We start from the raw sequence: 23,667 nt of genomic DNA, 5'->3' as shown, positions 1-23,667 counted from the left end.
CGGTCCCTCGTGGAACACGTCCGGGCAACTGCTCACGCGTGCCGTGCCGACGGCCGACGCGTCACTCCGCCAGCTGGACCAGCTCGTCCCAGTCCACGCCGTCCAGCTCGGCCCCGCGCGGGACCATGGCGTAGGTTCCGGCGAGCCACTCCGTGACCGGTTCGGCGGGGATCTCGAAGAGTGCCGTGTGGACGTCGCCCACCCGCATGCAGAAGGAGGACGCCTCGCCGTCGAGGTCACACACCGGCCAGAGCACCACATCGCCCTCGCCCACACGCGCGGTCATGCCGTCGGCCAGCAGATCGCGGGAGAAGACCCAGCGCACCGGCCGCGGGCCGTCAGTGTCGAGGACCAGGGTGACGGCCAGCGGGTCATGGGTGTCGTAGGAGATCTCGCAGTCCAGCGTGAGGGTGAGTTCCGAGGTCACCCAGTGTGTGATCTCCAGAGAGAGCTGGCTGTTCTTCATGATCGCCTCCTTGGGGCGCGGCCGGTCGACCGGCCTGGAAACGTGGGTTGTCGTGCTCGTGGGGGTCCGCCGAGCGGCTGCCGGCCGGCTGCGCCGGCCCGGCCCGGGGACCCGACTCAGTCGATCGCGCGCAGGGTGCGGGGGTGCCGCCGTGCGGCGGTGAACGCCTCGACCGCACCGGTGGCCATCAGTACGGAGCCGCCGACGTCGGCCAGCTGCCCCGAGGACGAGAAGGGGAAGGCGGTCATGAACAGACCCGCCGAGACGATCACCGCGTTCAGTACGTCGTCGTAGACGAAGACGTGGCTCACCGAGGACGAGGTGGCGGAGACGGCCATGGTGAGTCCGCGCAGCAGCCAACCGCAACCGCTCCACAGCCCGAGCAGGAACACGGTGTCGGCCCAGCCGTGGAAGAGGACCGCGCCGAGCAGCAGGGCGGCGAGGCCTCCGGCGGACAACATCCCGCGGACCGCCGCCGACGCCTTCGACTCGTGGACCGCCAGCAGTTGCAGGACCCCCTGAACGGCCATGTGCACCCCGAAGAGTGCCCCGGCCGCCGTCACCGTACGGACGTGGGCGACGATCAGGGTGCCGCCGACGGTGGCCGAGACCAGCGCACCGGCCAGCATCGCCCCCCGGGTGAGGGCACCGCCCGGGCCGGCGACCATCCGGACGCCGGGGCCGCCCAGGGGGTGACGGATCTCGTCCCGAGGGATGTCCAGCTGTGCCATGCCCAGTTCCCGTTCGTCAGCCGCAGGTGTCCGGTGGACCGCGGGCCTTGTTGTTCTGTCGGTGAAACGTGCCGGTTCCGGTGGGTGAGTCGGCGCGAAACGTGTCCAGCGGTGGCGGTTGTCCGTCACATCGCTTTTCCTTGGATCAGCGCTCCTTCGCCCCGGCCCTCCGAACCCCCGTGGTGGCTGATCGGACGTGGCCGGGAACCCCCGGATCCAAGCGCTAGTCTCTGAGCGGGCGGCATCCCGGTCTGTCGTGTGTTCCCTCGCCCTTCCTAGGGGCTCCCCCACTCCTGTGTAGGGCCCACCCCACGGCGCGGCGGGCATCGGCCGTGTGACGTGCGACGGGACACACGCGCCGACCGAGCCGCGCGGGCCGGATCCCGGGGCGGCACCCGTGCAGACGTCGGGTTCTCCCCACATCGCCCGTGGAGTGCGCCCCCCTTCACCTCTCAGGTGCCCTTGACAGCCACCGGGCGCGACGGCGACAGATCCTGTGTCACGACCGAGGACACATCACGTGTGCGGGTCCAAGACGAGGCGCGAACGCGGCCGGTCGCTTGCGGCTCGGCCGGGCTCGCGGCCAGTGCCGCACCGAGCGGGGTACCGCGAGCGGCGCGCGGCACACGGACCAGTGGAGGCTGCCTTGATCCAGGCGATTGACATCCCGCCGACGACGGACGGCGCCGCCGTCCCCCTGCCCTCGCCGGCACCGCGCGGGCACGGGGCGCAGCGGGAGCAGCTCCTTCAGCGGGTGCTGCGGCTCGTGCACCGCGACGAGGGCGGGGTGCTGTGGATCGAGGGGCCCGCCGGTGCCGGAAAGTCCCGCCTGCTGGCCTTCGCCGCCGAGGAGGCGGCCCTGGCCGGGGCCCTGGCCCTGACCGGCAGCGGCGTCGCCGGGGGCGGTATGCCGCCGCTGGCTCCCCTGCTGGAGGCCCTCGACGCGGTGCCGGCCGCCTGGAGCGGCGAGCCGGACAGTCCGCTGCGCGGGTCCGGGATGCCGTACCCCGGGTCCGGTACTCCGCAGGACGGCTCCGGCAGTCCGCATCACGCACCCGGCACGCCGCATCACGAAGCCGGGTCGCCTTACCTCGAGTCCGGGTCGCCGTACCAGGTGATGCGGCGGGTGGAGGGGGGTCTGCGGGACCTCGCCCGCCACCAGCCGCTCGTCGTCGTCCTCGACGACCTGCAGCACTGCGACGACCAGACCCTGCTCGCGGTGCGCACGCTCACCGCGCGGCTCGCCGGGCTGCCGCTGCTGTGGGTGCTCGCCGCACGGTCCCACCTGGACGTGCCGGCCGTGGAGTCGCTGCGCCGCGATCTGCTCACCGAACGGGCGGCCCCCCTCGACATCGCGGCCCTGGACCCGGACGCCGTACGGCTGCTGGTCCGGGACCTGCTGGGGCCGCGGGCCGCGGAGGCGGACCCCTACCTGCCTCTGTGCGGCGGCCTGCCCGGCGCCGTCCGGCAGCTGTGCGCCCTCCTCACCTCGCGGACCGGGACCGCCGGCGGTGTCCGTGCCGGAACCGACCTGGTGGCCGGGGCCGCCGCCGCGGAGAGCGCCGACGGGGCCCGTGCCCGTGCCGGAACGGACCCGGTGGCCGGGGCCGTCGCCGCTCGGAGGCTCGACCAGTTGACGCAGAACGCGAGGGAACTGGTACTGATCGCCTCCGCGCTGGGCGACAGCCTCAGTGTCCGGCACCTGTCCCGGGTGCTCGGCCACAGCGAGTCCGTCCTGCTGCGGCCCCTGCGCGAGGTGCTGGCGACGGGGCTGATGCGGGCCGAACAGCAACGCCTCGCCTTCGCGCACCCCACGGTGCGCGACGCCGTCGTCGCCACCCTGCCCCCGCCCGTACAGCTGTCCGTGCGCCGGCGCTCGGTCGACCTGCGGCTCGCGGAGGGCACGCCCCCGGCGGCGCTCGCGACCGAGATCGCCGAACTCGCCGAGCCGGGCGACGAGCACGCGATCCGCGTCCTGGAGGCCGCTGCCCGGGAGCTGGCGCCCCACTCGCCCGCGACGGCCGCGGCGCACCTGCGCCGCGCCATGGACCTGAGCCCGGCCGCCGGACCCCGGCGGCTGCGGCTGGCCGCGCGGCTGATCCCGCTGCTGTGGGAGACCGGTGAGGCCGACGAGGCCCGCGCCCTGGCCCGCGAGGTCGTGCAGGTGCCACCGGACGCGGCCACCCACGCGCGGGTGTGCCTGGAGCTGACCCGGATGGGCGGCCGGTTCCCGGTGCCCCAGGCCGAGGCACATCTGCGCCGGGCCCTGCACCACCACGGCGTCCCGCAGCCGGTGAAGGACCAGCTGCTGTCGACGACCCTGCTCCACCGTCTGCTGGCGGGCGAGGCCGAGGAGGCGGGCGGAGCCCTGGCCGGGTCCCTGACGCGCACTCGGGGCACGCACCCGTTGAACGACCTGACGCAGCGCACTCTCCGCTCGATGAGCGCCTGCCACCGGCAGCACTGGACCGAGGCGCTCAGCCACAGCGAGTCGGTGCAGGCGAAGGCCACCGAGCTGGACCCGGTGCACGGGGCCGCCCTGCCCGAAGTGGTGCTGTCCACGATCTGGAGGGCGGCGCTGCTGAACCTGGCCGGTGACGGCACGGCCGCCGCGGATCTGGTGGAGGGCGGCCTGGCGGACGCGGAGCAGCGGGGCCGGCGGGCGTACCTGCCCCTGTGGCGCACCGCGCGGGCCCGGCTGCTGCTGGACGGCGGCCGCGTGCGGGAGGCGGCGCGGGAACTGGCGGTGGCCGCGACCGGGCCGCACGCTCCGGGGACGTCCGCCGCGAGCGAGGCGGCTGTGGTGTGCGCCCGGGCCCGGACCGCCTTCCACACCGGGGACGACGCCGAACTGGAGATGTGCTCGGCCCTGGCGGAGGCCTACCTGAGGAGCGACGACCGCCAGTCGCGCAGGGCCGGGGCCTGGATCGCGGTCCTGACCGCCCTGTACCGGGACGAGGCCCCGACCCGTCATCTGCTCGGCGCGGCCGCCGCCCACCTGCGCCGCGGCTTCCTCCACGCGACCTGCCTCGACGCCGGGGACGTGGTGCTGCTGGTGGAGGCCGCGCTCGCCTCCGGGCAGCGTGATGTGGCCGCCGCGGCGGTGGAGTTCGCCGAGGAACGGGCCCGGCTCAACCCCGGCCTGCCGCTGTTCGCGGGCGCCGCCGCGCACGCGCGGGGCCTGTTCGCGAAGGACGCCGACCTGCTCGCCGAGGCGGCGGAGCGCCATGGGGCCGCCCGCCCGCTGCTGCGGGCCCGCGCCCTGGAGCACGCCGGGGAGTACGCCGCGGTGGCCGACACCGCCACCGCCCTGTCCCGCTTCGAGGAGGCGCACCGGCTGTACACCGCGTGCGGGGCCGAGCGCGACGGGCGGCGGGTGCACGGCAGGCTCCGCAAGCTCGGCGTCCGGTCCCTCGGCACGGCGGGCGCCGCCGCCCCCGCCGCCCCGCAGCCGGACTGGCGCGGGCTGACCAGGTCGGAACTCGGCGTGGTGCGGCTGATCGCCCACGGTGCCACCAATCGCGAGGCCGCGGAGCGGTTGTTCCTCTCCCCGCACACGGTGAACACGCACCTGCGGCACGCCTTCGAGAAGCTCGGCGTCCGCTCCCGGGTCCAGCTGGCCCGTATGTACGCGCGGGAGGTCGACTCGATGGGCACCGCCGTCTGAGCGACGGGGCGCTGTGCCGCCCTTCGGTTCGGGCCGGGGGAACAGTGCCCCCGGTTGTTCGGACCGGAGCACTGCCCCCGGTGGTTCGGCGGGGCGCTGCGCCTCCGGGGTGACACATGTGCGGCCGGACCGGCCCGGGGCGGCCGGCGCGTCTGGAGCGGCACGCGCGTCTGGGGCGCCGCCGGGCGCGATCGGATGCATGGCAAACAAGACACAAGTGTGCGTACCGCCCTACATCACATTCTTGTCATGTATGCGCGACTCGGCACAGGTTAAGATTCCGCCATGAGCCAACCACTGCGGGCGGTGCTGGGAGAAGACCAGCCCATCGTGCGCGAGGGCATCGCGACCATCCTGCGCAAGTCGGGCATCGACGTGGTCGCGTCCGTCGACAACGCGGTGGACCTCGTCCGCGCCGCCGAGGAGCACCGGCCCGATGTGGTGATCACCGACATCCGGATGCCGCCGAACCTGGAGGCCGACGGCCTGGGCGCCGTGCGGAAGATCCGCGCGTCGCGACCGGAGACCGCCGTGATCGTCCTCTCCCAGTTCCTCGACGCCTCCTACGCGCTCGATCTGGTCGGGGACGATCCGAGCGGGGTGGGCTACCTGCTGAAGGAGAAGGTGGCCAGTCCCCAGATCCTCACGGATGCCGTCGAGCGCGTCGTGGCTCGCGACTCGGCCCTCGATCCAGACGTGATATCGGCCCTGCTGGGGCGCAAGCGTCCGGAGGACCCGCTGGCGGCGCTGACGCCGAAGGAGCGGGAGGTCCTGGCCCTGATGGCCGAGGGCCATTCCAACACCGGGATCTCCGAGAGGCTCTTCGTGAGCGTCGCCGCCGTGGAACGGCACGTGACCGGCATCTTCATGAAGCTGGGGCTCAGCCAGACGGCTTCCGGGCAGCACCGGCGGGTGCTGGCGGTGCTGCGCTACCTCGGACAGTAACGGGCTGCCGGGGCTCACTGCCGGCTGGGGCTCGCTGCCGGGTCCGCCGGCTGCCGGGATCACTGCATTCACTACTGCCCCGGGCCATGCAGGTGGGGCCGTCAGAGCGCCAAGGGGGCGAACAAGCCCGCAGGCCGCGCCTCAGGACGCCGAGGGGGCGAGCCGGCCCCGCAGGTGGGGCCGGTCAGGACGCCGAGGGGGCGAACAAGCCCCGCAGGTCGGCGTCGAACAGTTTGTCCTTGGCGACGAAGGACTCGATTCCCGCTCTCTGCAGTTCCTCCGGCGACCAGAACGACTTGTCGGTGGAGGTCAGCACGATCCGCGGCGGGTTGTCCTCCTCGGTCAGCCGACGGGCCACGCTCAGTCCGTCCAGGTCGGGCAGGTGCAGGTCGAGCAGCAGCCCGTCGGGGCGGTGTGCCCGCACCACGGCCAAGGCCGAGGCGCCGTCCCCGGACTCCGCCACCACACGCAGGCCCCGTGCCGTCAGCAGCGTCGTGGCGATGCGGCGGAATCCGGGGTCGTCGTCGACGACGACGATGTTGATGCACATAGCCTCAGCATGCCCAATGGCCCGACGGCGGGACCATAGGGGGAGCCCTACGGTTTGTGTATCACTCATGCATGGGGATCTCCGCACGCGCCCTCGTGGTCTCCCGCACCGGACGGGCGGCGTCGGGCGGGTTCCGCCTCGGCCTCCCCGGCCCTCCTCCCCGCTCGGCGGCCCGCTCGATCAGCGCGCGGGTGCGCGGCGGCAGTTCCTCGCGCAGCGAGACCACCGTGCTGGTGCGCACGACGCCGGGCACCTCGAGGAGTTCCCCGGAGAGGCGGTGCAGGTCCGCGGTGTCGCGGGCGACGATCTTCAGCAGCAGGTCGGCCTCGCCCGTGGTGGAGTGCATCTCGACCACTTCGGGGAAGGCCGCGAGCGCGGCGGTGGCCCGGCGCCCGGTGGTCTGGCTCAGCGCGACGGAGACGAAGGCGACGAGGCCGTGGCCGAGGGCGGCGGGATCGACGCGCCGCGAGAACTCGCGGACGACGCCGTTCGCCCGCAGCCGCTGGAGCCGGGCGTGGAGTGTGTTGCGGGCGATACCCAGCCGCTTGGCCAGGGCGAGGCTGGTGGCGTCGGGGTCGTCGTCGACAGCGAGCAGGATACGGGCGTCGAGAGCATCCATGGTGACCATTCTGATATTCGATGCTTTATACACGTATCATACTGCTCAGTGGCAGGTTGCTCTGTTGCATGGACACACACGTGTTTCGCACGCTGCTGACATGGCTCGATCCCTTGAACTTCCACTTCCTCTGTCCGTGCCGCCCTACGGCTCGATCGCGGCGCCGGCCGAGCGGGCCGAGATCCTCGACGACCTGTGCCGCTACCTGGCGACGGCGTGGGAGTCGTTCGACCGTCCACGGCCGAGCGAACCCCCCGTGGACGCGGAACTGGTCGGCAGGCTCGGCGGCGCGCTGCCGGAGCTGCCGGGCGAGACACGTGCCGCGCTGGACGACGCGGTGCACGTCCTGGAGGCCAGTGTGTCGCCGTCGCGACCGCTGTTCCTCGCCTACGTCGGCTCCACCGGTCTGGAGACGGGTGTGCTGGCCTCGGCGCTGTCCGCCGCCTACGACGCGAACCTGGCGACCGCCGCCGGGGCCGCGGACCTGCTCGACGAGCAGGCCGTGCGCTGGGTGGCCGAGTTCGTCGGCTACCCGATGGCGGAGGGGCACTTCACCAGCGGCGGCCAGACCTCCAACTTCACCGCGCTGCTCGCGGCGCGGGAGCAGGCGCTGCCGGGCGCCCGCGAGCAGGGGGTGGCCGGCCGGCGGGCCACCGTCTACTGCTCGGACGAGGCGCACCACTCCGTCGTACGGGCCGTGGAGGCGGCGGGGCTGGGGCGCCGGGCGCTGCGCCGGATACCGACCGACGGACGGCGCCGGATGCGGCCGGACCTGCTGCGCGCGGCCCTGCTGCGCGACCGGGCCGAGGGTTGCACCCCGGTCGCTGTCGTCGCGACCGCCGGCACCACGCTGACCGGGGCGGTCGACCCGCTCGCCGCGATCGCCGACGTGTGCGAGAGCGAGGGCGTGTGGCTGCACGTCGACGGCGCCTACGGCCTGCCGGCCGCCGCCACCAGGACGGCCGCGCACCTGTTCACCGGGCTCGACCGGGCGGACTCCGTCACCGTCGACGCGCACAAATGGCTCGGCGTGCAGAAAAGCTGCAGCGTGGTCATGCTGCGGCGGCGCGGTCCGCTGCGGGCGGCGTTCGGCCACGAGGAGCGCTACATGCTCCACCAGGAGGACACCGGCAACCCGGTCGACCACACCTTCGAGTACTCGCGCCCCTTCCGCTCCCTGCGCGTGTGGCTGTCCCTGCGGGTGCACGGCGCCGACCGGTTCCGTTCCTGGATCGAGCAGACGCTCGCCAACGCCGCGCTGCTCGCCGACGAGGTGCGGGCGCACGCCTCGTTCGAGCTGCTGCACGAACCGATGCTGTCGACCGTCTGCTTCCGGCACCTCGTTCCCGGGATGAGCGACGCCGAACTCGACACCCACAACGAACGTCTCGCCCGTGCCCTGCAGGCCGACGGCCGGGTCTTCCTCGCACCGGCCGTCGTCGACGGCCGCACCTGCCTGCGCGCCTGCTTCGTGAACTTCCGGACCACCTCCGACGCCGTCAAGACGGTCCTGGAGGTGGCGGACGAACTGGGAACGGCTCTCCCCTCCGTAGACCCTGTCCGCGGAGGCGACCACGCCTCGAGGCGGTAGGGGGAACCCCTACGGTGCCCCGTGGAAAAGCGTGGGGTCTGCTCCATCGCGGCGACCGGACGGGAGGAGAAACATATGTCGCAACCTCCCGGGACCGCCGCGGTCCCCCAGGGGACGCACGGGACCGCGGCAGGTGTCACCGGGCATCCGTGAGGGATGGGTGCCCGGTGACACCGCTCCGGGAGCCGCCCGGACCAGGTAGGACCCGCCCTGGAGCAGTGACATGCCGCGTCTGCCGAGGATTCCCTGGACCTGGATCGTGCTGGGCGCGATCGGCGTGTGGCTGGCCGTCGTGTGCGGCGCCCTGCTGATGCCGAGCGGTCACGCCGCCCCCGGCGCGCCCGGCGCCGCCGCCCTGCGTGCCGACGCGGCGAAGGACGTACGCGAGCAGGATCCGGCGTCCTTCCAGCGGCTGTTCAGGCCCGACTCCGTCGGCTCCGGCTACGCGAGCCGGTACTTCGCCGAGCTGTTCGCCGTCCCGGCCACCAGGCTGGGGGTGGCCCTGGAGACGCACGACGACCTGCGGTTCCTGGTCCTGCGGGGGCGCACGACGGACGGTGGCGCAATCTGCGACGCCTGGCCGGTGCAGGACTCCGGCGGACGCAGCGTCCTGAGCGCCGTACCCCCGATCACCGACCCGTGCGGCACCGGGCCCGCGACGGCGGGGACACCGCCGAGCACACCGCGAGCACCGGCAGGCGCGTGAGCCCGGGAGCCGGGCCTCGGTGCCGTAGCGCATCCGTAGGCGTCAGTCGGAGGCCGGGCCCCGCGTGCCCTGGCCGGTGCACACCCCGTTCTCCCAGGCCCAGGCGGCGATCTCCACCCGGTTGCGGGCGGCGAGCTTGCGCTGGACGCTGCCGAGGTGCGTCTTGACGGTGGAGAGGGAGACGTGCAGCTCGGCCGCCAGCTCCTCGTTGGTACGGCCGCGCGCGACGAGTCGTACGACGTCCAGCTCACGGGCGGTGAGCGGGAGTTCGAGCGCTGTCCGGCGGGTGCGGGACGAGCCGCGCCGCCGGTCCGCCGTCTTCCCGGAGGCGGCCTCGGACGCGGCGTCGGTCATGTGCTTGAGCAGTCGGACCGTGACCGCCGGGGAGATCAGGGCGTTGTCGGCGGCCACGGCCCGCACGGCCTCGACGAGCAGCGCCGGGGAGCCGTCCTTGAGGAGGAAGCCGCAGGCGCCGTTGCGCAGCGCCCGGTACACGTAGTCGTCCAGGTCGAAGGTGGTGGCGATGAGCACCTTCAGCGGGTCGGCCGCGTCCGGGCCCGCCAGCAGCCGGGTCGCCTCCAGGCCGTCGAGTCCCGGCATCCTGATGTCCAGCAGGCACACGTCGGGACGCAGCCGCCGGGCCTCCCGCACGGCGGTGGCGCCGTCGGCCACCGAGGCGACGATCTCCATGTCGGGCTGGGCGCCGAGGATCATGCCGTAGGCCGAGCGGATCATCTGCTGGTCGTCGGCGATGAGGATGCTGATCGTCATGGCTCCAGGGTGGCAGTCGTACGGTCGTCACCGTGACGCCGGTCCTCCCCGAGGCGGGGCAGCGGGCCCGGCAGCGGGATGCGTGCCTCGACGAGCCAGCCCACGCCCGCCCGCGCCCCCGCGGTGACGGTACCGCCGAGCATGGCGGCGCGTTCCGCCAGCCCGACCAGGCCGTAGCCGGAGCGCGCGGGCCGGTCGACGCCCCCGGCGGAGGGTTCGCCGCCACTCCCGGCGGTGGGTTCGGCGCCGCTCCCGGCGGCGTCCGGTCCGTCGTCGGTCACCGACACGAGAACGGCCGGACGGGCGGTGTCGCCGTCCAGCCGTACGTCGACGGTGACCGCCCCGGCCCGGCGCGCGTGCTTGCGCACGTTCGTCAGCGACTCGCGGACGATCTGGTGCACGGTGGCGGCCACCCCCGGCGGCAGAGCGCCGGCGAGGAGGCGGGGATCGAGGGTGAGCCTGGTGGCCGGGCCGGTCGCGGAGAAGCCCTCGGTGAGGGTGCGCAGGTCCGCCAGTTCCCCGCCCGGCCCCGCCGCGGACGCCGGGCCGCCCGGGTCGCGCAGGACCGCCACCATGCCGCGCATCGACTGCATGGCCTGCGATCCGGCCTCCTCCACGGCCGCCAGCATGCCGTCCAGTTCCTCCGGCGACGGGGGACGGCCGGCCGCCGTCGCGTACCGCACGGCCTTGGTCTGGGCGATGATCGCGGTCACGTGGTGGCCGACGAAGTCGTGCAGTTCCCGCGCGTAGTCGAGGCGTTGCGCCTGGAGCCCGGCCGCGTGCTCCTGCGCCCGGTACCGGTCGAGCAGCCGGAGGTACAGACCCAGCACCGTCGCCAGGGCGGTGCCGAACCAGAGCGCCGGAACCACGAACGGCACCAGCGGTTCGTACTCCGACGGCGGGAGCCGCAGAAGGATCACGGTCAGCGCGACCAGCGCTCCACCGGTCAGTGCCGCGGCGCGCAGCGGCGGACGCAGGCGCGCCGCACGGACGACGACCAGCAGCAGCCCACAGGTCTCGACGAGCCCGAAAGTGGTGTCGGGCCTGGCGGCCACCCGCGTGTTCACCAGGGTCACCACGCAGGACGCCAGGACGCCCGCGGCGGCCACCGTGTCGAAGCGCTCCCGGCGCACGGCGACGGCGGCCAGCAGCAGGCCGCCGGAGACCGTCCAGGCCGCGGCCAGCGGCACGGAGCCGGTGTCCGCGCCCTCGGTCGCCACCGTGGCGATGAGCAGCACCGCCACGCAGGCCACCGCGATCCGCCTGCCTCCTGACGGAACGTCGAAAAGCTGGTTCATGCCGGGGAGGGTACGGGGCTCCCCCACCGCCGCGCCTCGTCCGTTCGGCCGAGGGGCGCCGGGCCCGCGCCCGGATTCTCCGCACCTCTGGCTGATCCGCGCCCGCCCCGGCCCCGGTCAGGATCGGACCGTTCGCCAACTCCCCGTATCGCCACCCCGACCGCAGCCCTGGAAGGCCTCATGCTCCGTACCGTCGTGCGCTCCGTGCTCCGTGACCGGCGACGCTTCCTGCTGCCCGCCCTGGCCGTGCTGATCGGGGTCGCCTGCGTCAGCGGCTCCCTGCTGTACACCGAGTCCCTGGCACGGGGGGCCGAGCAACTCCAGCGGGCCTCGCGTCCCGACGTGTCCGTGGAGGTGCGCCCCACCGGAAGCGGCCTGGCGCCCGACGAGGCGCTGCGGCGCAGGCTCGCCGCGCTGCCCGGGGTGGCGGCGGCCCGGGGCACCCTGCGCGGCCGGGCCTTCCTCGTGGCGCGCGACGGCACCCTGGTGGGACCGCCGTCCGCCGACGTCGGCGTGAACTTCGTGCCGGACGCGCACGGCGCCGATCCCCGCTACCCGATGACGCGTGGGCGCGGCCCGCAGGGTCCCGGGGAGATCGCCGTGGACCGGTGGTCGGCCGAGCGGGCCGGACACCGGGTCGGTGACCGGGTGCGGGTCGTCGTCGCCGGCGAGGTCCGCTCGGTCCGGCTCACCGGTGTCTTCACCGTGTACGACCCCGCCACCGCTCCCGTCGGCGGCACGGTCACCGCGTTCGACGGTGCCACCGCGCGCACCCTGTTCGCGCCGGCGCCCGGCCGGTACGAGTCGGTGACGCTCACGGCCGCGCCCGGCACCTCGGCGCAGGCCCTCGCGCAGCGGGCGTCGCGGATCCTGCCGCGGGGCCTCGGCGCGGCGACCCGCGCCGAACTCGACAGGGAGGCCGCGGCGGCGCCCGACCAGGAGAAGCTCGGCACGCTCCTGCTGCTCTTCGCCGGCATCGCCCTGTTCGTCTCCGCCTTCCTGGTGAGCAACACCTTCACCATGCTGAGCGCGGTGCGGGCGCGTGAGCACGCCCTGCTGCGCGCGGTGGGGGCGAGCCGCCGCCGGGTGCTGGGCACGGTGCTCGCCGAGGCGGCCGTCGTCGGTGCCGTGGCGGCCGTGGCCGGGTACGCGCTCGGAGTGGGCGTGGCCACGCTGCTCGACACCCTGTTCGGAGCGGCAGTCGCCCCCGGGGGCACCGCTGTGCCGGCGCCGTTGTCCCCCCTTCCGCTGCTGACGGCCCTGTGCGTCGGCGTGGGATTCACGGCCGCCGCCGCGTACGTACCCGCCCTGCGGGCCTCCGCCGTCGCCCCGGTGGCGGCACTGCGCACGCATCTGCCGACCCCGGCCGTCGCGCTGCGGCGCCGGAACAGGACCGGCCTCGCCGTCACCGTGGCCGGTGCGCTGCTGATGGCCGCCGGCGAGGGCGACCTCGGTGTCCTGTCCCTCGCCACGCCGGTGCTGCTGGCCGGGCTGATCCTGCTCACGCCGCAGCTGGCGCGCGCCGTCACGCGGGCGCTGCGCGCGCCGGTGCGGCGGCTGACCGGGGTACGCGGCACCCTGGCGCTGGCCAACGCGCGCCGCGATCCACGGCGTACGGCCGCGACCGCCGGGGCGCTCACCGTGTGCGTGGCGCTCGTCAGCGCGGTCACCGTGGCACTGTCCTCGCTGAGCGCCACGGCGGGGCGGCAGGCGGAGGCCGCCATGCCGACGGACCTGCGGATCACCGCGGTCGACTTCGCCACGATCGGCCCGCACACGGCGGCGCGGGTGGCGCGGCTGCCGCACGTGGCGGCGGTCAGCGCCGTCCGCGAGGCCGGCATCCGCCTCCGCGACGGCTCCGACCTGTGGACCACGGTGGTGGATCCGCGGGCCGTGGGCCGAGGCCGCCTCGCCGACCTCACGGTGCACGCGGGCGACCTGGACGAGCTGGCCGACCGGGCCGACGGCATCGCGGTCACGCGGGACCTCGCCGAGGAGCACGGGTGGCGGCTGGGCGACCGGATCGACGGCAGGCGTCTGTCGGACGAGGGCGCGGCGGACGGCCCGGCGCTGGACCGCAGGATCGTCGCGATCTACGACGGCCCGGAGGCCCTCGGCCCGGCCCTGCTGCCCGAGAACGCGGTGGCCGGCAGTGGGGTGACCTCGGTGCTGGTGCGTGCCGAGCCCGGGCACACGTCCGCCCTGAAAGAGGAGATCCGCCGGGCCCTGCGCAATCCGGTGCTGCTCGTCGAGGACCGGGCGGACGCGGCACGGGACGCGGAGAGCGGCTTCGGCCCGCTGTTGTCGGTGCTGTACGCGATGCTCAGCGTCACGGTCGCCGTCGCGGCGCTGGGCGTGGCGAACACCATGGGCATGGCGGTCTTCGAGCGGGTGCGGGAGATCGGCCTGCTGCGCGCGGTCGGTCTCGACCGCGCGGGCGTGCGGTCCATGCTGCGGGTGGAGGCGGTGGTGGTGTCGGCGCTGGGCGCCGGGCTGGGCATCCTCGCGGGCGGCGCGGCGGGGGTGGCGGCCGTGGCCGGACAGCACGGAGCGGTGATCTCGGTGCCGTGGGCAGCCCTGCTGGCGCTGTTCGCGGGCGCCGGCGCCGTCGGTGTGCTCGCCGCGCTCGGACCGGGTGTGCGGGCGGCGGCGGTACCGGTGACGCGGGCGGTGGGCGGCGAGGTCGGGTGAGCGGTCCGGTTCGGGTGCCACCTCGGGTGACCTGGGAAAGGTGTGCCGCAACGATGGCGCGTACGACAGCCGTCGATGGCGCGTGCGACAGGCGTCCTGCGGATCAAGCGCCCGCCCGGTCGAACACCCCACCGCGAGAGGCGCCCGCCCGGACAAACCCCACCGCGAGAGGCAGCCGCCCGGTCAAACACGCCACCATGACAAGCGCCCGCCCGACCAAACACCCCACCACGAGACAAGCGCCCGCTCGTTCAGGCGTCGTCCAGGAGGTCAGCGCCCGCCGGGGCAAGTGACCGGGAGGCCAGGCGTCCGGCAGGCCAGGCGTCCGGCAGGCCAGGCGCGCCCGCGCCGGTCAGGCGTCCAGCAGGCTCTCCGTCGTCTTCCGCAGCGTCTCGGCGACGTTCCCGCTGTCGTCGAGGTATCCGCCGGCCATCGCCCCGTCCCGCAGGACGACCAGCGTCCGTGCCAGGCCCTCGGGGTCCGGGTGGCCCGCCTCCTCGGCCGCGTCCCGCAGGACGCCCAGGAACCACCGGCGGTGCTCCGCGACGCAGCGGCGCACCGGGTGCCCGGGGTCGGGGTGTTCGGCGGCGGCGTTGAGGAAACCGCAGCCCCTGAACCCCGGCCGCCGCACGCTGTCACCGGTCATCGCCATGAGGGCGAGGAGGGCCTCGCGTCCCTGGTGGGCGGAGAGGATGGCGGCCACCTCCTGGCGCACGCGCGCGTCCCGCTGCCGCAGGTAGGACAGGACCAGGCCCTCCTTGCCGGCGAAGTGGCGGTAGAAGGTGGCCCGGGTGACCTTGGCCTCGGTGACCAGCTGTTCCACGCCGACGGTGTGTATGCCGTTCTCGTAGAACAGCCGGGCCGCTGTGCCCAGCAGCCGGTCTCGCGGGTGCGTGTGGTGGGTGGGGCCCGACGTCATGACAGCAGGGTACGGAAAGCCGGAGGGGACCCCGGGGAAGGGCCGGGACCGGGGGTGGTCCTCCGCCGGGCGGGCGGGGGTGGGTGGGTGCGCCCCCGTCACCGAGGCCCGGGGCGCACCCGGTCCACGCGGTGCGCCCGACCGGTCTTCAGTAGGTCGTCACGAGGGGCTTGGTCTCGTCCACGACATACGTGGAGAGCATCATCGTCGTCACCGTGCCGACGTTCCGGGCGTTGTGGATGGCGCCGTTGGGGATGAAGAACGGGTCCCCCGTGCGCAGCCTGAGGGGCGGCCTGTCGTCGAACTCCATCAGGACGTCGCCGCGGATGATGTAGCCGACCTCGATGCCGGGGTGGCTGTGCCGGCCCGATTCCTTGTGGCGCGGGATCTGCACGAGCGTCTGCACGGCCTCCCAGCCCTCGGCGGGTGAGGGGTGCTCCTGGAGCAGGGTGCGTGTGACGCCCGCGGTGGGATCGGGGTCCACCGGGTGGTGGGCGGGAGAGTGCCCGGTGGTCTCCGCCGCCGCCGCGGGCGACAGGGCGGCTGCGCCGAGCGCGCCGGCCGCCGCGACACCGCTCGTACGAAGCAGAAGGCGTCGGTCGATCATCGTGTGTCCTCCTCGTCGGGTGCGGTCGGAGCCGCATGGGCAGAACGACCGTTCTTTCTGCGAGGCAATCACACGTTTCCGCACCCGCACAAGGGTGAATGTCGGCCACCTCGGACACGTGTGCCGTGGGTGTCCCGACGGGATCCGTCGAAACGTTCTTCCACGGGACGTGAACTCCGGCCGCGTCCCGACCGTTCGGATACTGGGGAGACTCTCCGCGAACGTGGCGCCTGTCGGCTGGCGCCCGCTCCAGGAGAAGAGGGAGTGGCCGCCTTCGCTCCTGGGAAGAGGGCGGGGGCGGCCACCCCGATGCCCGGCACGCCGCGCGCCGGCGGACCGCACAGCACATTCCGAGGAAGAACCATGCAGTCAGCCCAGACACCGTCCGAGCAAGCACGGGCGGCGTACGAGGACCATGTGCGCACCTGCCGGTACTGCGCGGGCAGAGGCGGCATGTGCCAGTCGGCGAAACTCCTCAGACGGACGTACAACAACGTGCTGAGAGCCGGCAACGACTCCGTCGACGTCCCCGGCCGCCGCGCCCCGGACACCCGCTGAGGGTGTCCGGGGACTCCCGCGGGACGACCGCGTCGGTCAGCCGTTCTCGATGCGGCGGATCTGCTCGTCCACGGGGGTCGAGGGGGTGGGGGCCCGCAGGAACTCCGGGGTGGCGGGCAGCCGCAGCCGCAGTTCCGGTATCGCCTCGACGGTGACGCGTCCGTCGGCGAGCGTGAAGTCCAGGCTGTGGCCGCCACGGGTCCGGCTCTGGTCGATGAAGTGCAGGTGGTACCCGGCGACGGACACACCCTGCTCGTAGTACGGGGTGAAGAAGCCGGCGAGCGTGCCGGGCACCTCGGAGAAGATGTTCTCCACCTGACCGGCCGTCGCCTCGGCGAGGGGCGGGTACGGCCGGTGCTGCCGGGCCACGGTCCGTGTGCGCAGCTCGGTGAAGCGTCCGTCGATGCGTACCGCGTGCACCATGTTGGGGCTGGTCAGCAGTCCGCCCACGGCCTCTTCCGTCTCGGCCCGGGTCAGCGGCCCCGCCAGCCTGGCACTCCGTTCGGGCCGGAAGCGGGTCACCGCGGCGAAGGGCGTCAGCTCCTCCCCGTCGGCCTCCTCGACCGAGCCGTCGGCGCGCAGGCGGTAGCAGGTTCCGTCGAGGACGAGCATCTCGCCGTCGAGCCCGTCGAAGGTGCCGAGGCCGAAGTCGCCGTGGCGCAGCAGGCGGGCGACGGTGACGTCACCGTCGTAGACCCCGGCGAGCAGGGCGGCCATCGTCGAGGTCTGGTAGAGGGTCGGTGGCGCGCCGCGGAAGGGTGGCAGGTGCCGTAGCGCGGAGACGAACCGGTGCAGCCGGTCGGCTGCGGCTTCGGTCGCGGTCATGTCCTGTTCTCTCCTCACTCGAACGCGCCGGGGATCAGGTGTTCGCCCAGTTCGGTGTTGCGCGAGTAGTCGACCGGCACGTCGATGATCGTGGGTCCGTCGGCCGCGAGGGCCCCGCGCAGGGCGTCGCCGAACTCCTCCATGCTCCGCACGCGGACGCCCCGGGCGCCGAACGCCTCCGCGTAGGCGACGGCGTCGTAGTCGCCGAGGGTGACTCCGCTGCTGCGCCCGTACTTGAGGACCTGCTGGAAGCCGACCATGTCATACGTGTTGTCGCGGAAGATGATGTGGACGAAGGTCAGGCCCAGGCGGGTCGCGGTCTCCAGCTCCTGCGCGGAGAACAGGAACCCGCCGTCCCCGGAGACGGAGACGATCTGTGTCCCGGGGCGGACCAGAGCGGCGGCGACGGCCCAGGGCAGTGCCACGCCGAGGGTCTGCTGGCCGTTGGAGAACAGCAGCCGCCGCGGTTCGTAGACGCGGAAGTGGCGGGCCATGTGGATGTACACCGAGCCGATGTCGCAGGCGATCGTGGCCTGGTCGTCGAGGTGGTCGCGCAGCGCCAGGCAGACGGCCGCGGGGTCGAGCCCTCGGTCCGACACGGGCCGGGCACAAGCCTCGTCGTCGATGGCGGTCAGCCGGGCGCGCTGCGCCGCCACGGCGGCGTCGGCCTCGGGGCTCAGCCGGACCGGCCCGGCGTGGCGGGCCAGTTCGGCGAGGGTGGCGGCGATGTCGCCGCGCAGTTCGAGCGCGGGCTGGTAGTGGTTGTCGATCTCGGCCGGCACGGCGTCGACGTGGACGAGAGTGCGTTCCGGGTCGGTGTTCCACAGTCCGGGGTCGTACTCCACCGGGTCGAAGCCGATGGCGAGGATGACGTCAGCGGCGGCCGCGACGACGTCGGCGGGCTGGTTGCGGAACAGCCCGACGCGGCCGAGGTAGTGGCTCTCCAGGTCACGGGAGATCACACCGGCCGCCTGGAAGGTCTCGATCACCGGCAGGCCGCCCTCGGCGACGAGGGAGCGGATCGCCGCGCAGGCCGCCGGGTCGGCACCGCGCGCGCCGACCAGGACGACGGGGTTTCGGGCGTCGCGCAGGATGCGGGCGGCCTCGCGTGTCTGCGCGGCGGGGGCGGGCCCCGCGGGCGGAACGGGCAGCGTCTTGCGGATGGCCGCGGGCGTGGTCTCCGCCGCGACGTCGGCGGGGAGGATCACGGCCGCGGCGCCGCGCGGTTCGGTCACCGCGGCGCGGAAGGCGTTGGCGACGGCCTCGGGGACGTTGTCGGGATGGCTGACCTCACCGGCGGACTTGGTGACGGCCCCGAGCAGCGCGGCGGCGTCCATCGACTGGTGCGTGCGCTTGAGCCGGTCCGGCCGGGAGACCGCGCCGCACAGGGCGACGACCGGGTCCTGCTCGGTGGTGGCGGTCAGCAGGCCGGTGGCCAGGTTGCTGGTGCCAGGACCGGAGGTGACCAGGACCACCCCCGGCACCCCGGTGAGCCGGCCGACGGCCGCGGCCATGAAGACCGCGTTCTGCTCGTGCCGGCAGACGATGAGTTCCGGTCCGGCGTCGGCCAGCGCGTCGTAGACCGCGTCGATCTTCGCGCCGGGAACACCGAAGACGTACGGCACGTCGTTCGCCTGCAGGCACTCCACGACCCGCTGCGCGGACCTGGCCGGCTCGACGGGAACGCCGGTGCCGCGTGGGGTGGCCGACGGAGGACGGACGGGTGCGCTCACGGGCTTCACCTCGTTGCTCGGGCGGCCCGCGGGACGGTGCCACGGCCGCGTGGGGTGGGCGGGCCGGTTCGGGCTTCGGCCCGCCTCAAGCATCACCCCAACTCCCGCGGCTGTCGCGGCGAGTGCCGGACCGCCGGTGGGATGCGGAACGCCCGGCGGCGTCACCCGGTGCGCCCCGGCTGTCTCCAACCGGCCGACGCGGGCGCGGAGATACGTGTCTGACGTCGTCCTTATCGCGGCGTGCGTCCGCGTATCTCATGCCCGGCCGCCTGCGGTTGATGTCCCGTCAGGTGCTCCGCGGCGTCCGCGGACCGTGTCGGCCCCTCCCAGCACCGTGATGGCGCCGGCGTAGCGGGAGGCGGTCGCCTCGCTGTTCACCGGCGTCGGTGCGGGCCGCCGCTCGGTCACGGGCGGGACCTTACCGCGGCGCTCGGGGCGCGAGCGGCGCGGATCGGCGCGGGCTGGGCGTCGTAGCCGTCGGTACTCCCGGCCGGGCGCCCCGGCCGCCGCGGTACGGCGGTGGCCGTGCCGGTCCCTGACGGGGGCGGCACGGCCGTGTCGTACCGTCAGCCCGTGGGTGCCGTCAGCAGGACGTCGTGGACGACCGACTCGTCGTCGACGACGATCGTGGACTCCTGCGGCTGGTAGCCGTCGGCGGAGGTGATCAGGACGTACCGCCCGGAGCCGGGGGCGTCCAGCGTGTAGGAGCCGTCGGCCTGTACCTCCGACCGGCTCAGCTGTTGGCCCTCGGGTGAGGTCAGTGTGACCGCGGCCCGCGGGACCGGCTCGCTCTCGGCGACGCGGATTCGGCCGTGCACCGGGATGCCCCCGGACGCGGGGGGCTGCTGCGCGTCCGCGTCGACGGCCTCCGCCGGTACGGGCATCCCGGCGACGGCCTCGGCGGTCTCCGCCGCTTGGACCGCCTGTGCCGCCTGGGCCAGACCGCTGGAGGCGCGCAGCGGGACCTCCTTGATGAACAGGGTCACCAGGAAGGCGATCAGGGCGATCGGGGCGACGTACATGAAGATGTCGCCGATGCCGTGCCCGTAGGCGCCTTCCAGCCAGGTGCGGACCGGGGTGGGCAGGAGGGCGAGGTCGGGCAGTTGGCCGCCGCCGGAGGCCTTCGCGGCCACGGCCCGGTCCGGCGGGCTGAGCTGGGTGATGGTTGCGCGCGCGTAGTGGCCGATCCGGGTGGTGAGGACCGAGCCGAGCACGGAGACGCCCACCGCGCCGCCGAGGGACCGGAAGAAGGTCACCGTGGAGGACGCGGCACCGAGGTCGGTCGGGGCGACCTGGTTCTGGGTGCACAGCACGAGGTTCTGGAGCGTCATGCCGACGCCGAGGCCCATCAGCGCCATGCACAGCGCGATGAACAGGTAGGACGTGTCGTAACGGAGCATGCCCAGCAGGGCCAGGCCCGCCGTCAGCAGCACACCGCCCGTCAGCAGCCAGCCCTTCCACTTGCCGGTGCGGGTGATCACCCGGCCGGAGACCGTGGAGGAGACGAACAGGCCCGCGATGAACGGGATCGTCATCACACCCGACTTGGTCGGGGAGTCACCGCGCGCCAGCTGGAAGTACTGGCTGAAGAAGACGGTGCCCGCGAACAGCGCGATGCCGACGAAGAGGGAGGCGAGGGAGGCGAGGGCGATGGTGGGGTTGCGGAACAGCCGCAGGGGGATGATCGGCTCGCTCGCCCGGGTCTCGACGAACAGGAAGATCAGCGCCAGTACGATCGACGCGCCGACCAGGGTGTACGTCTGCCAGGACAGCCAGGCGTACTTGTCGTCGGCGAAGGTGACCCAGACCAGCAGGGTGCAGACGGCCGCGGTGACGAAGAAGGCGCCGGCCCAGTCGACCTTGACCTCACGCTTGGCGACCGGCAGGTTCAGCGTCCGCTGGAGGACCACCAGCGCGACGAGCGCGAAGGGGATGCCGACGAACAGGCACCAGCGCCAGCCGAGCCAACTGGTGTCGGTGATGACACCGCCGAGCAGCGGGCCCCCGACGGTGGCGACGGCGAAGGTGGCGCCCAGGTAGCCGGAGTACCGGCCGCGTTCGCGCGGGGAGATCATCGCGGCCAGGACGACCTGTGCCAGCGCGGACAGACCGCCGCCGCCCAGGCCCTGGATGACGCGGGCGGTGATCAGCGTCGCGGGGTTCGGGGCGAGACCGGCCACCAGGGAACCGATGGAATAGACCACCAGCGCCGACTGGACCAGGAGCTTCTTGCTGAACTGGTCCGCGAGTTTGCCCCACAGCGGGGTCGACGCGGTCACCGCCAGCAGGGAGGCGGTGACGACCCAGGTGTAGGCGCTCTGGCCGCCGCCGAGGTCACCGATGATCCTCGGCAGCGCGTTGGTGACGACGGTGGAGGACAGGATGGCGGCGAACAGGCCGAGCAGCAGTCCCGACAGCGCGCGCATGATCTGCGCGTGGGTCATAGGCGTGTCGGGCGAACCTCCTCCTGGACGGGCGTGGGCCCGTACACCGGCTTTCGGGGTGGTTGTCATGGGGTTTGTCGTCCTTACGTGGTGACAGCGGGTGTACGGGATGGCCGGTCGTCCTCGGCGGTACGGGATGACTGGTCGCCCTCGGGGGTACGGGGTGGGCGCTCGTCCTCGGGCCGTCCGGCGCAGGGGTCCGCTTCGGTCCACGGGCCCTCGAGGCTCGCCCGGAGCCGGGCCATGAGAGACGTCAGCCGGCGAACGTCCTCGTCGCTCCAGTTGCTCAGCCGCCGAGCGAGCAACTGGGCGGTGTGTTCGGACAGTTCGGCGAGCATGGCGCGGCCCTCGGGGGTCAGGCGCAGGATGCGCGAGCGCCGGTCCGTGGGATCGGGGCAGCGGTCGAGCCAGCCCCGGGCGGCCACGTGCGCGACGTGGCGGCTGGTGACCGACATGTCGACGGCCAGCAGTTCCGCGAGCCTGCCGATGCGCATGTCGCCGTCGCGGCCGAGCAGCGCCAGCACCGTGGCCGCGACGTTGGAGCAGCCGGCCGGAAGGATCCGGCCCAGCTCCCGCCGTACGGATCCGATGGCGCTCAGCTGGCGCATCAGCTCCTCGTACTGAGCATTGTCGGCCACACGTGCCTCCCAACATTATTGCTTAAGGCAACTATGGTGTTTCCCGGGTGCCCGGGGCAAGCGTCAGAGGTGTGCCCTGGCACACATGTCTTCTGAGACACGTATTTCCGGATGCGGGACCGCTCAGTGCAGGATCCGCCGGGCGACGTTCGTGGTGACCAGGTCGAGCAGTTCCTCACCCCGGCCGGACAGAATGGTGCGGATCGCGTAGAGAGTGAACCCCTTGGCCTGCTCGACCGTGACCGCCGGCGGCACGGACAGCTCCTGGCGGGCCGTCATGACCTCGACCAGGGCGGGTCCGTCATGGGCGAAGGCGCCCTTGAGCGCGTCCTCCAGATCACCGGGCCGCTCCACCCGGCGGGCCCACAGCCCGACCGCGGCGGCGACCTCGGCGAGCTGCGGGTTGTCCAGCTCGGTCGCGTAGTTGACGATGCCCGACGCCTTCATCTCCAGCTCGACGAAGTTCAGCGAGCCGTTGTTGAAGACGACGATCTTGGCAGGCAGGCGGTTCTGCCGCAGGGTGAACAGCTCCCCGAGGAGCATGGTGAGCCCGCCGTCACCCGACAGCGAGACCACCTGACGGCCCGGATACGCCGCCTGCGCGCCCACGGCGTGCGGCAGGGCACACGCCATCGTCCCGTGGTTGAACGAACCGAGCAGCCGCCGGTGCCCGTTGAAGGTCAGATAGCGGGCAGCCCACACCACCGGGGAGCCGACGTCGACGGTGAAGACCGCGTCCCGGTCCGCGAGGCGGTCCAGGGTGCGTGCCACGAACTGCGGGTGGATCGGGGTGCGTTCGCGGTCGTTGACGGCGAGTGCGTCCAGCGACTTGCGCGTGCGGGCGTAGTGGGCGAGGGCCTCGTCGAGGTGCCTGCGCCCGCTCTTGACGGTCAGCAGCGGCAGCAGCGCGGGCAGGGTGTCGCGCACGCTGCCGACCAGGGGCAGGTCGACATGGGTGCGCCGGCCGATCTGCTCGCCGCGGATGTCGAGCTGGATGACCTTCGCGCCCTGCGGATAGAACTGCCGGTAGGGGAAATCGGTGCCCAGCATCAGCAGGGTGTCGGCCTCCTCGATGGCCTTGTAACCGGAGGCGAAGCCGAGCAGGCCGGTCATCCCGACGTCGTAGGGGTTGTCGTACTCGACGTGCTCCTTACCGCGCAGAGCGTGCACGACGGGCGCCTTGAGCGTCTCGGCGAGCCGGACCAGGTCGTCGTGGGCGCCGGCGGCGCCCGCGCCCGCCAGGATCGTCACCCGCTGGGCCTCGTTCAGCAGCGCGGCCGCCTCGCGCAGGTCGGCGTCGTCCGGGCGGACGACGGTCCTGGCCGGCCGCACCACCGCGGGGGCCAGGTCACGTCCGGTCTTCGCGAGGAAGATCTCGCCGGGTACGACGACGACGGCCACGCCCCTGCGTTCGACGGCCGCCCGCATCGCCATCTCCAGGATGCGCGGTCCGGACTCCGGGCTGCTGACCACCTCCGCGTAGACACTGCACTCGGCGAACAGCTCCTGCGGACGTGTCTCCTGGAAGTAGCCGGAGCCGATCTCGCTGCCCGGGATCTGGGCGGCGATCGCGAGAACCGGCACCCGGCTGCGCTGGGCGTCGTAGAGCCCGTTGATCAGGTGCAGGTTGCCCGGGCCGCAGCTGCCGACGCAGACGGTCAGATCGCCGGTCAACCCGGCCTCGGCCGCCGCCGCGAAGGCGGCGCTCTCCTCATGCCGCACGTGCACCCAGTCGACGTCGCCGTCCCGGCGTATGGCGTCCGTCAGACCGTTGAGGGAGTCGCCGGGCAGGCCGTACAGGCGCCGCACGCCGGAGGCCTTCAGGGAGGCGATGACGTGGTCAGCGAAGGTGGGCATACGGGTCGCCTTTCGTCGGTCGGGAGCGCGTCCGCGGCGGCGGGGAAGCCG

At 73.5% G+C, this 23,667-nt stretch carries 19 protein-coding genes; 6 read left to right on the top strand and 13 right to left on the bottom strand.

Translation table 11 applies throughout. The features are described from left to right. Positions 1 to 61: 61 nt before the first annotated feature. On the bottom strand, positions 62 to 466 hold the full coding sequence (locus ACGFRF_RS25680) for an SsgA family sporulation/cell division regulator (protein WP_393743670.1): 405 nt from the start codon (positions 464 to 466) through the stop codon (positions 62 to 64). A gap of 116 nt (positions 467 to 582) precedes the next feature. After that, positions 583 to 1,197 carry a hypothetical protein gene (locus ACGFRF_RS25675; RefSeq protein ID WP_393743668.1) on the bottom strand — a complete coding sequence of 205 codons (615 nt, stop codon included), beginning with the start codon at positions 1,195 to 1,197 and terminating at the stop codon, positions 583 to 585. Positions 1,198 to 1,843: 646 nt separating this feature from the next. Here ACGFRF_RS25675 and ACGFRF_RS25670 point away from each other — a divergent pair. Next, a complete protein-coding gene (locus ACGFRF_RS25670; protein WP_393743666.1) occupies positions 1,844 to 4,864 on the top strand; it encodes a LuxR C-terminal-related transcriptional regulator in 3,021 nt (1,006 codons plus the stop codon). 285 nt (positions 4,865 to 5,149) lie between these two features. Continuing rightward, a complete protein-coding gene (locus tag ACGFRF_RS25665) occupies positions 5,150 to 5,809 on the top strand; it encodes a response regulator (protein ID WP_393743664.1) in 660 nt (219 codons plus the stop codon). A gap of 184 nt (positions 5,810 to 5,993) precedes the next feature. Here ACGFRF_RS25665 and ACGFRF_RS25660 read toward each other — a convergent pair whose 3' ends face one another. Then, positions 5,994 to 6,359 (bottom strand): response regulator, encoded by a 366-nt coding sequence (locus ACGFRF_RS25660; RefSeq protein WP_393743662.1) that lies wholly within the window; start codon positions 6,357 to 6,359, stop codon positions 5,994 to 5,996. A 61-nt stretch (positions 6,360 to 6,420) separates the two neighbouring features. Then, positions 6,421 to 6,978, bottom strand: a complete 558-nt coding sequence (locus tag ACGFRF_RS25655; RefSeq protein WP_393743660.1) for an Lrp/AsnC family transcriptional regulator — start codon at positions 6,976 to 6,978, stop codon at positions 6,421 to 6,423. A 100-nt stretch (positions 6,979 to 7,078) separates the two neighbouring features. On the opposite strand from ACGFRF_RS25655, the gene ACGFRF_RS25650 reads away from it, so the two are divergent. Both ACGFRF_RS25650 and ACGFRF_RS25645 read left to right on the top strand, forming a co-directional pair. Then, positions 7,079 to 8,569 carry a pyridoxal phosphate-dependent decarboxylase family protein gene (locus tag ACGFRF_RS25650; RefSeq protein ID WP_393743658.1) on the top strand — a complete coding sequence of 497 codons (1,491 nt, stop codon included), beginning with the start codon at positions 7,079 to 7,081 and terminating at the stop codon, positions 8,567 to 8,569. Between the two features lie 223 nt (positions 8,570 to 8,792). After that, positions 8,793 to 9,275 carry a hypothetical protein gene (locus tag ACGFRF_RS25645; RefSeq protein ID WP_393743656.1) on the top strand — a complete coding sequence of 161 codons (483 nt, stop codon included), beginning with the start codon at positions 8,793 to 8,795 and terminating at the stop codon, positions 9,273 to 9,275. A gap of 42 nt (positions 9,276 to 9,317) precedes the next feature. On the opposite strand, the gene ACGFRF_RS25640 is transcribed toward ACGFRF_RS25645, so the two are convergent. Continuing rightward, positions 9,318 to 10,046 carry a response regulator gene (locus ACGFRF_RS25640; RefSeq protein WP_393743654.1) on the bottom strand — a complete coding sequence of 243 codons (729 nt, stop codon included), beginning with the start codon at positions 10,044 to 10,046 and terminating at the stop codon, positions 9,318 to 9,320. Continuing rightward, positions 10,043 to 11,344, bottom strand: coding sequence for a histidine kinase (locus ACGFRF_RS25635; protein ID WP_393743652.1), 1,302 nt, complete (start codon positions 11,342 to 11,344; stop codon positions 10,043 to 10,045). Before ACGFRF_RS25635 ends, ACGFRF_RS25640 begins: the two co-directional genes overlap by 4 nt. 180 nt (positions 11,345 to 11,524) lie before the next feature. Between ACGFRF_RS25635 and ACGFRF_RS25630 the strand changes: the two genes are divergently transcribed. Then, the gene (locus ACGFRF_RS25630) at positions 11,525 to 14,035 is read left to right on the top strand and encodes an FtsX-like permease family protein (protein WP_393743650.1); all 2,511 of its coding nucleotides are present in this window, start codon (positions 11,525 to 11,527) and stop codon (positions 14,033 to 14,035) included. 352 nt (positions 14,036 to 14,387) lie between these two features. Here the strand turns inward: ACGFRF_RS25630 and ACGFRF_RS25625 are convergent, their stop codons facing one another. Both ACGFRF_RS25625 and ACGFRF_RS25620 read right to left on the bottom strand, forming a co-directional pair. Continuing rightward, complete coding sequence (locus tag ACGFRF_RS25625; protein WP_393743648.1) at positions 14,388 to 14,954, bottom strand: TetR/AcrR family transcriptional regulator; 567 nt, start codon at positions 14,952 to 14,954, stop codon at positions 14,388 to 14,390. Between the two features lie 148 nt (positions 14,955 to 15,102). Next, positions 15,103 to 15,561 (bottom strand): cupin domain-containing protein, encoded by a 459-nt coding sequence (locus ACGFRF_RS25620; RefSeq protein WP_393743646.1) that lies wholly within the window; start codon positions 15,559 to 15,561, stop codon positions 15,103 to 15,105. A 363-nt stretch (positions 15,562 to 15,924) separates the two neighbouring features. Between ACGFRF_RS25620 and ACGFRF_RS25615 the strand changes: the two genes are divergently transcribed. Then, a complete protein-coding gene (locus ACGFRF_RS25615; RefSeq protein ID WP_393743644.1) occupies positions 15,925 to 16,119 on the top strand; it encodes a hypothetical protein in 195 nt (64 codons plus the stop codon). A gap of 36 nt (positions 16,120 to 16,155) precedes the next feature. Here the strand turns inward: ACGFRF_RS25615 and budA are convergent, their stop codons facing one another. The 5 genes from budA to poxB all read right to left on the bottom strand — a co-directional run bounded on the left by budA (position 16,156) and on the right by poxB (position 23,616). Continuing rightward, positions 16,156 to 16,944: an acetolactate decarboxylase gene (budA, locus tag ACGFRF_RS25610; protein ID WP_393743642.1), complete on the bottom strand. Its 789-nt coding sequence runs from the start codon at positions 16,942 to 16,944 to the stop codon at positions 16,156 to 16,158. Between the two features lie 14 nt (positions 16,945 to 16,958). Continuing rightward, positions 16,959 to 18,677 carry an acetolactate synthase AlsS gene (gene alsS / locus ACGFRF_RS25605; RefSeq protein WP_393743640.1) on the bottom strand — a complete coding sequence of 573 codons (1,719 nt, stop codon included), beginning with the start codon at positions 18,675 to 18,677 and terminating at the stop codon, positions 16,959 to 16,961. 566 nt (positions 18,678 to 19,243) lie between these two features. Next, on the bottom strand, positions 19,244 to 21,121 hold the full coding sequence (locus tag ACGFRF_RS25600; RefSeq protein WP_393743638.1) for an MFS transporter: 1,878 nt from the start codon (positions 21,119 to 21,121) through the stop codon (positions 19,244 to 19,246). 83 nt (positions 21,122 to 21,204) lie between these two features. Beyond that, positions 21,205 to 21,759 (bottom strand): MarR family winged helix-turn-helix transcriptional regulator, encoded by a 555-nt coding sequence (locus ACGFRF_RS25595; RefSeq protein ID WP_393743636.1) that lies wholly within the window; start codon positions 21,757 to 21,759, stop codon positions 21,205 to 21,207. Between the two features lie 123 nt (positions 21,760 to 21,882). Continuing rightward, a complete protein-coding gene (gene poxB / locus ACGFRF_RS25590) occupies positions 21,883 to 23,616 on the bottom strand; it encodes a ubiquinone-dependent pyruvate dehydrogenase (protein ID WP_393743634.1) in 1,734 nt (577 codons plus the stop codon). Between the last annotated feature and the right edge of the window lie 51 nt (positions 23,617 to 23,667).

This window comes from Streptomyces sp. NPDC048521 (assembly GCF_043199855.1).
Lineage (GTDB): Bacteria > Actinomycetota > Actinomycetes > Streptomycetales > Streptomycetaceae > Streptomyces.
Note: the sequence above shows the minus strand (reverse complement) of the source record. Positions and strands in the feature narration are given on the sequence as shown.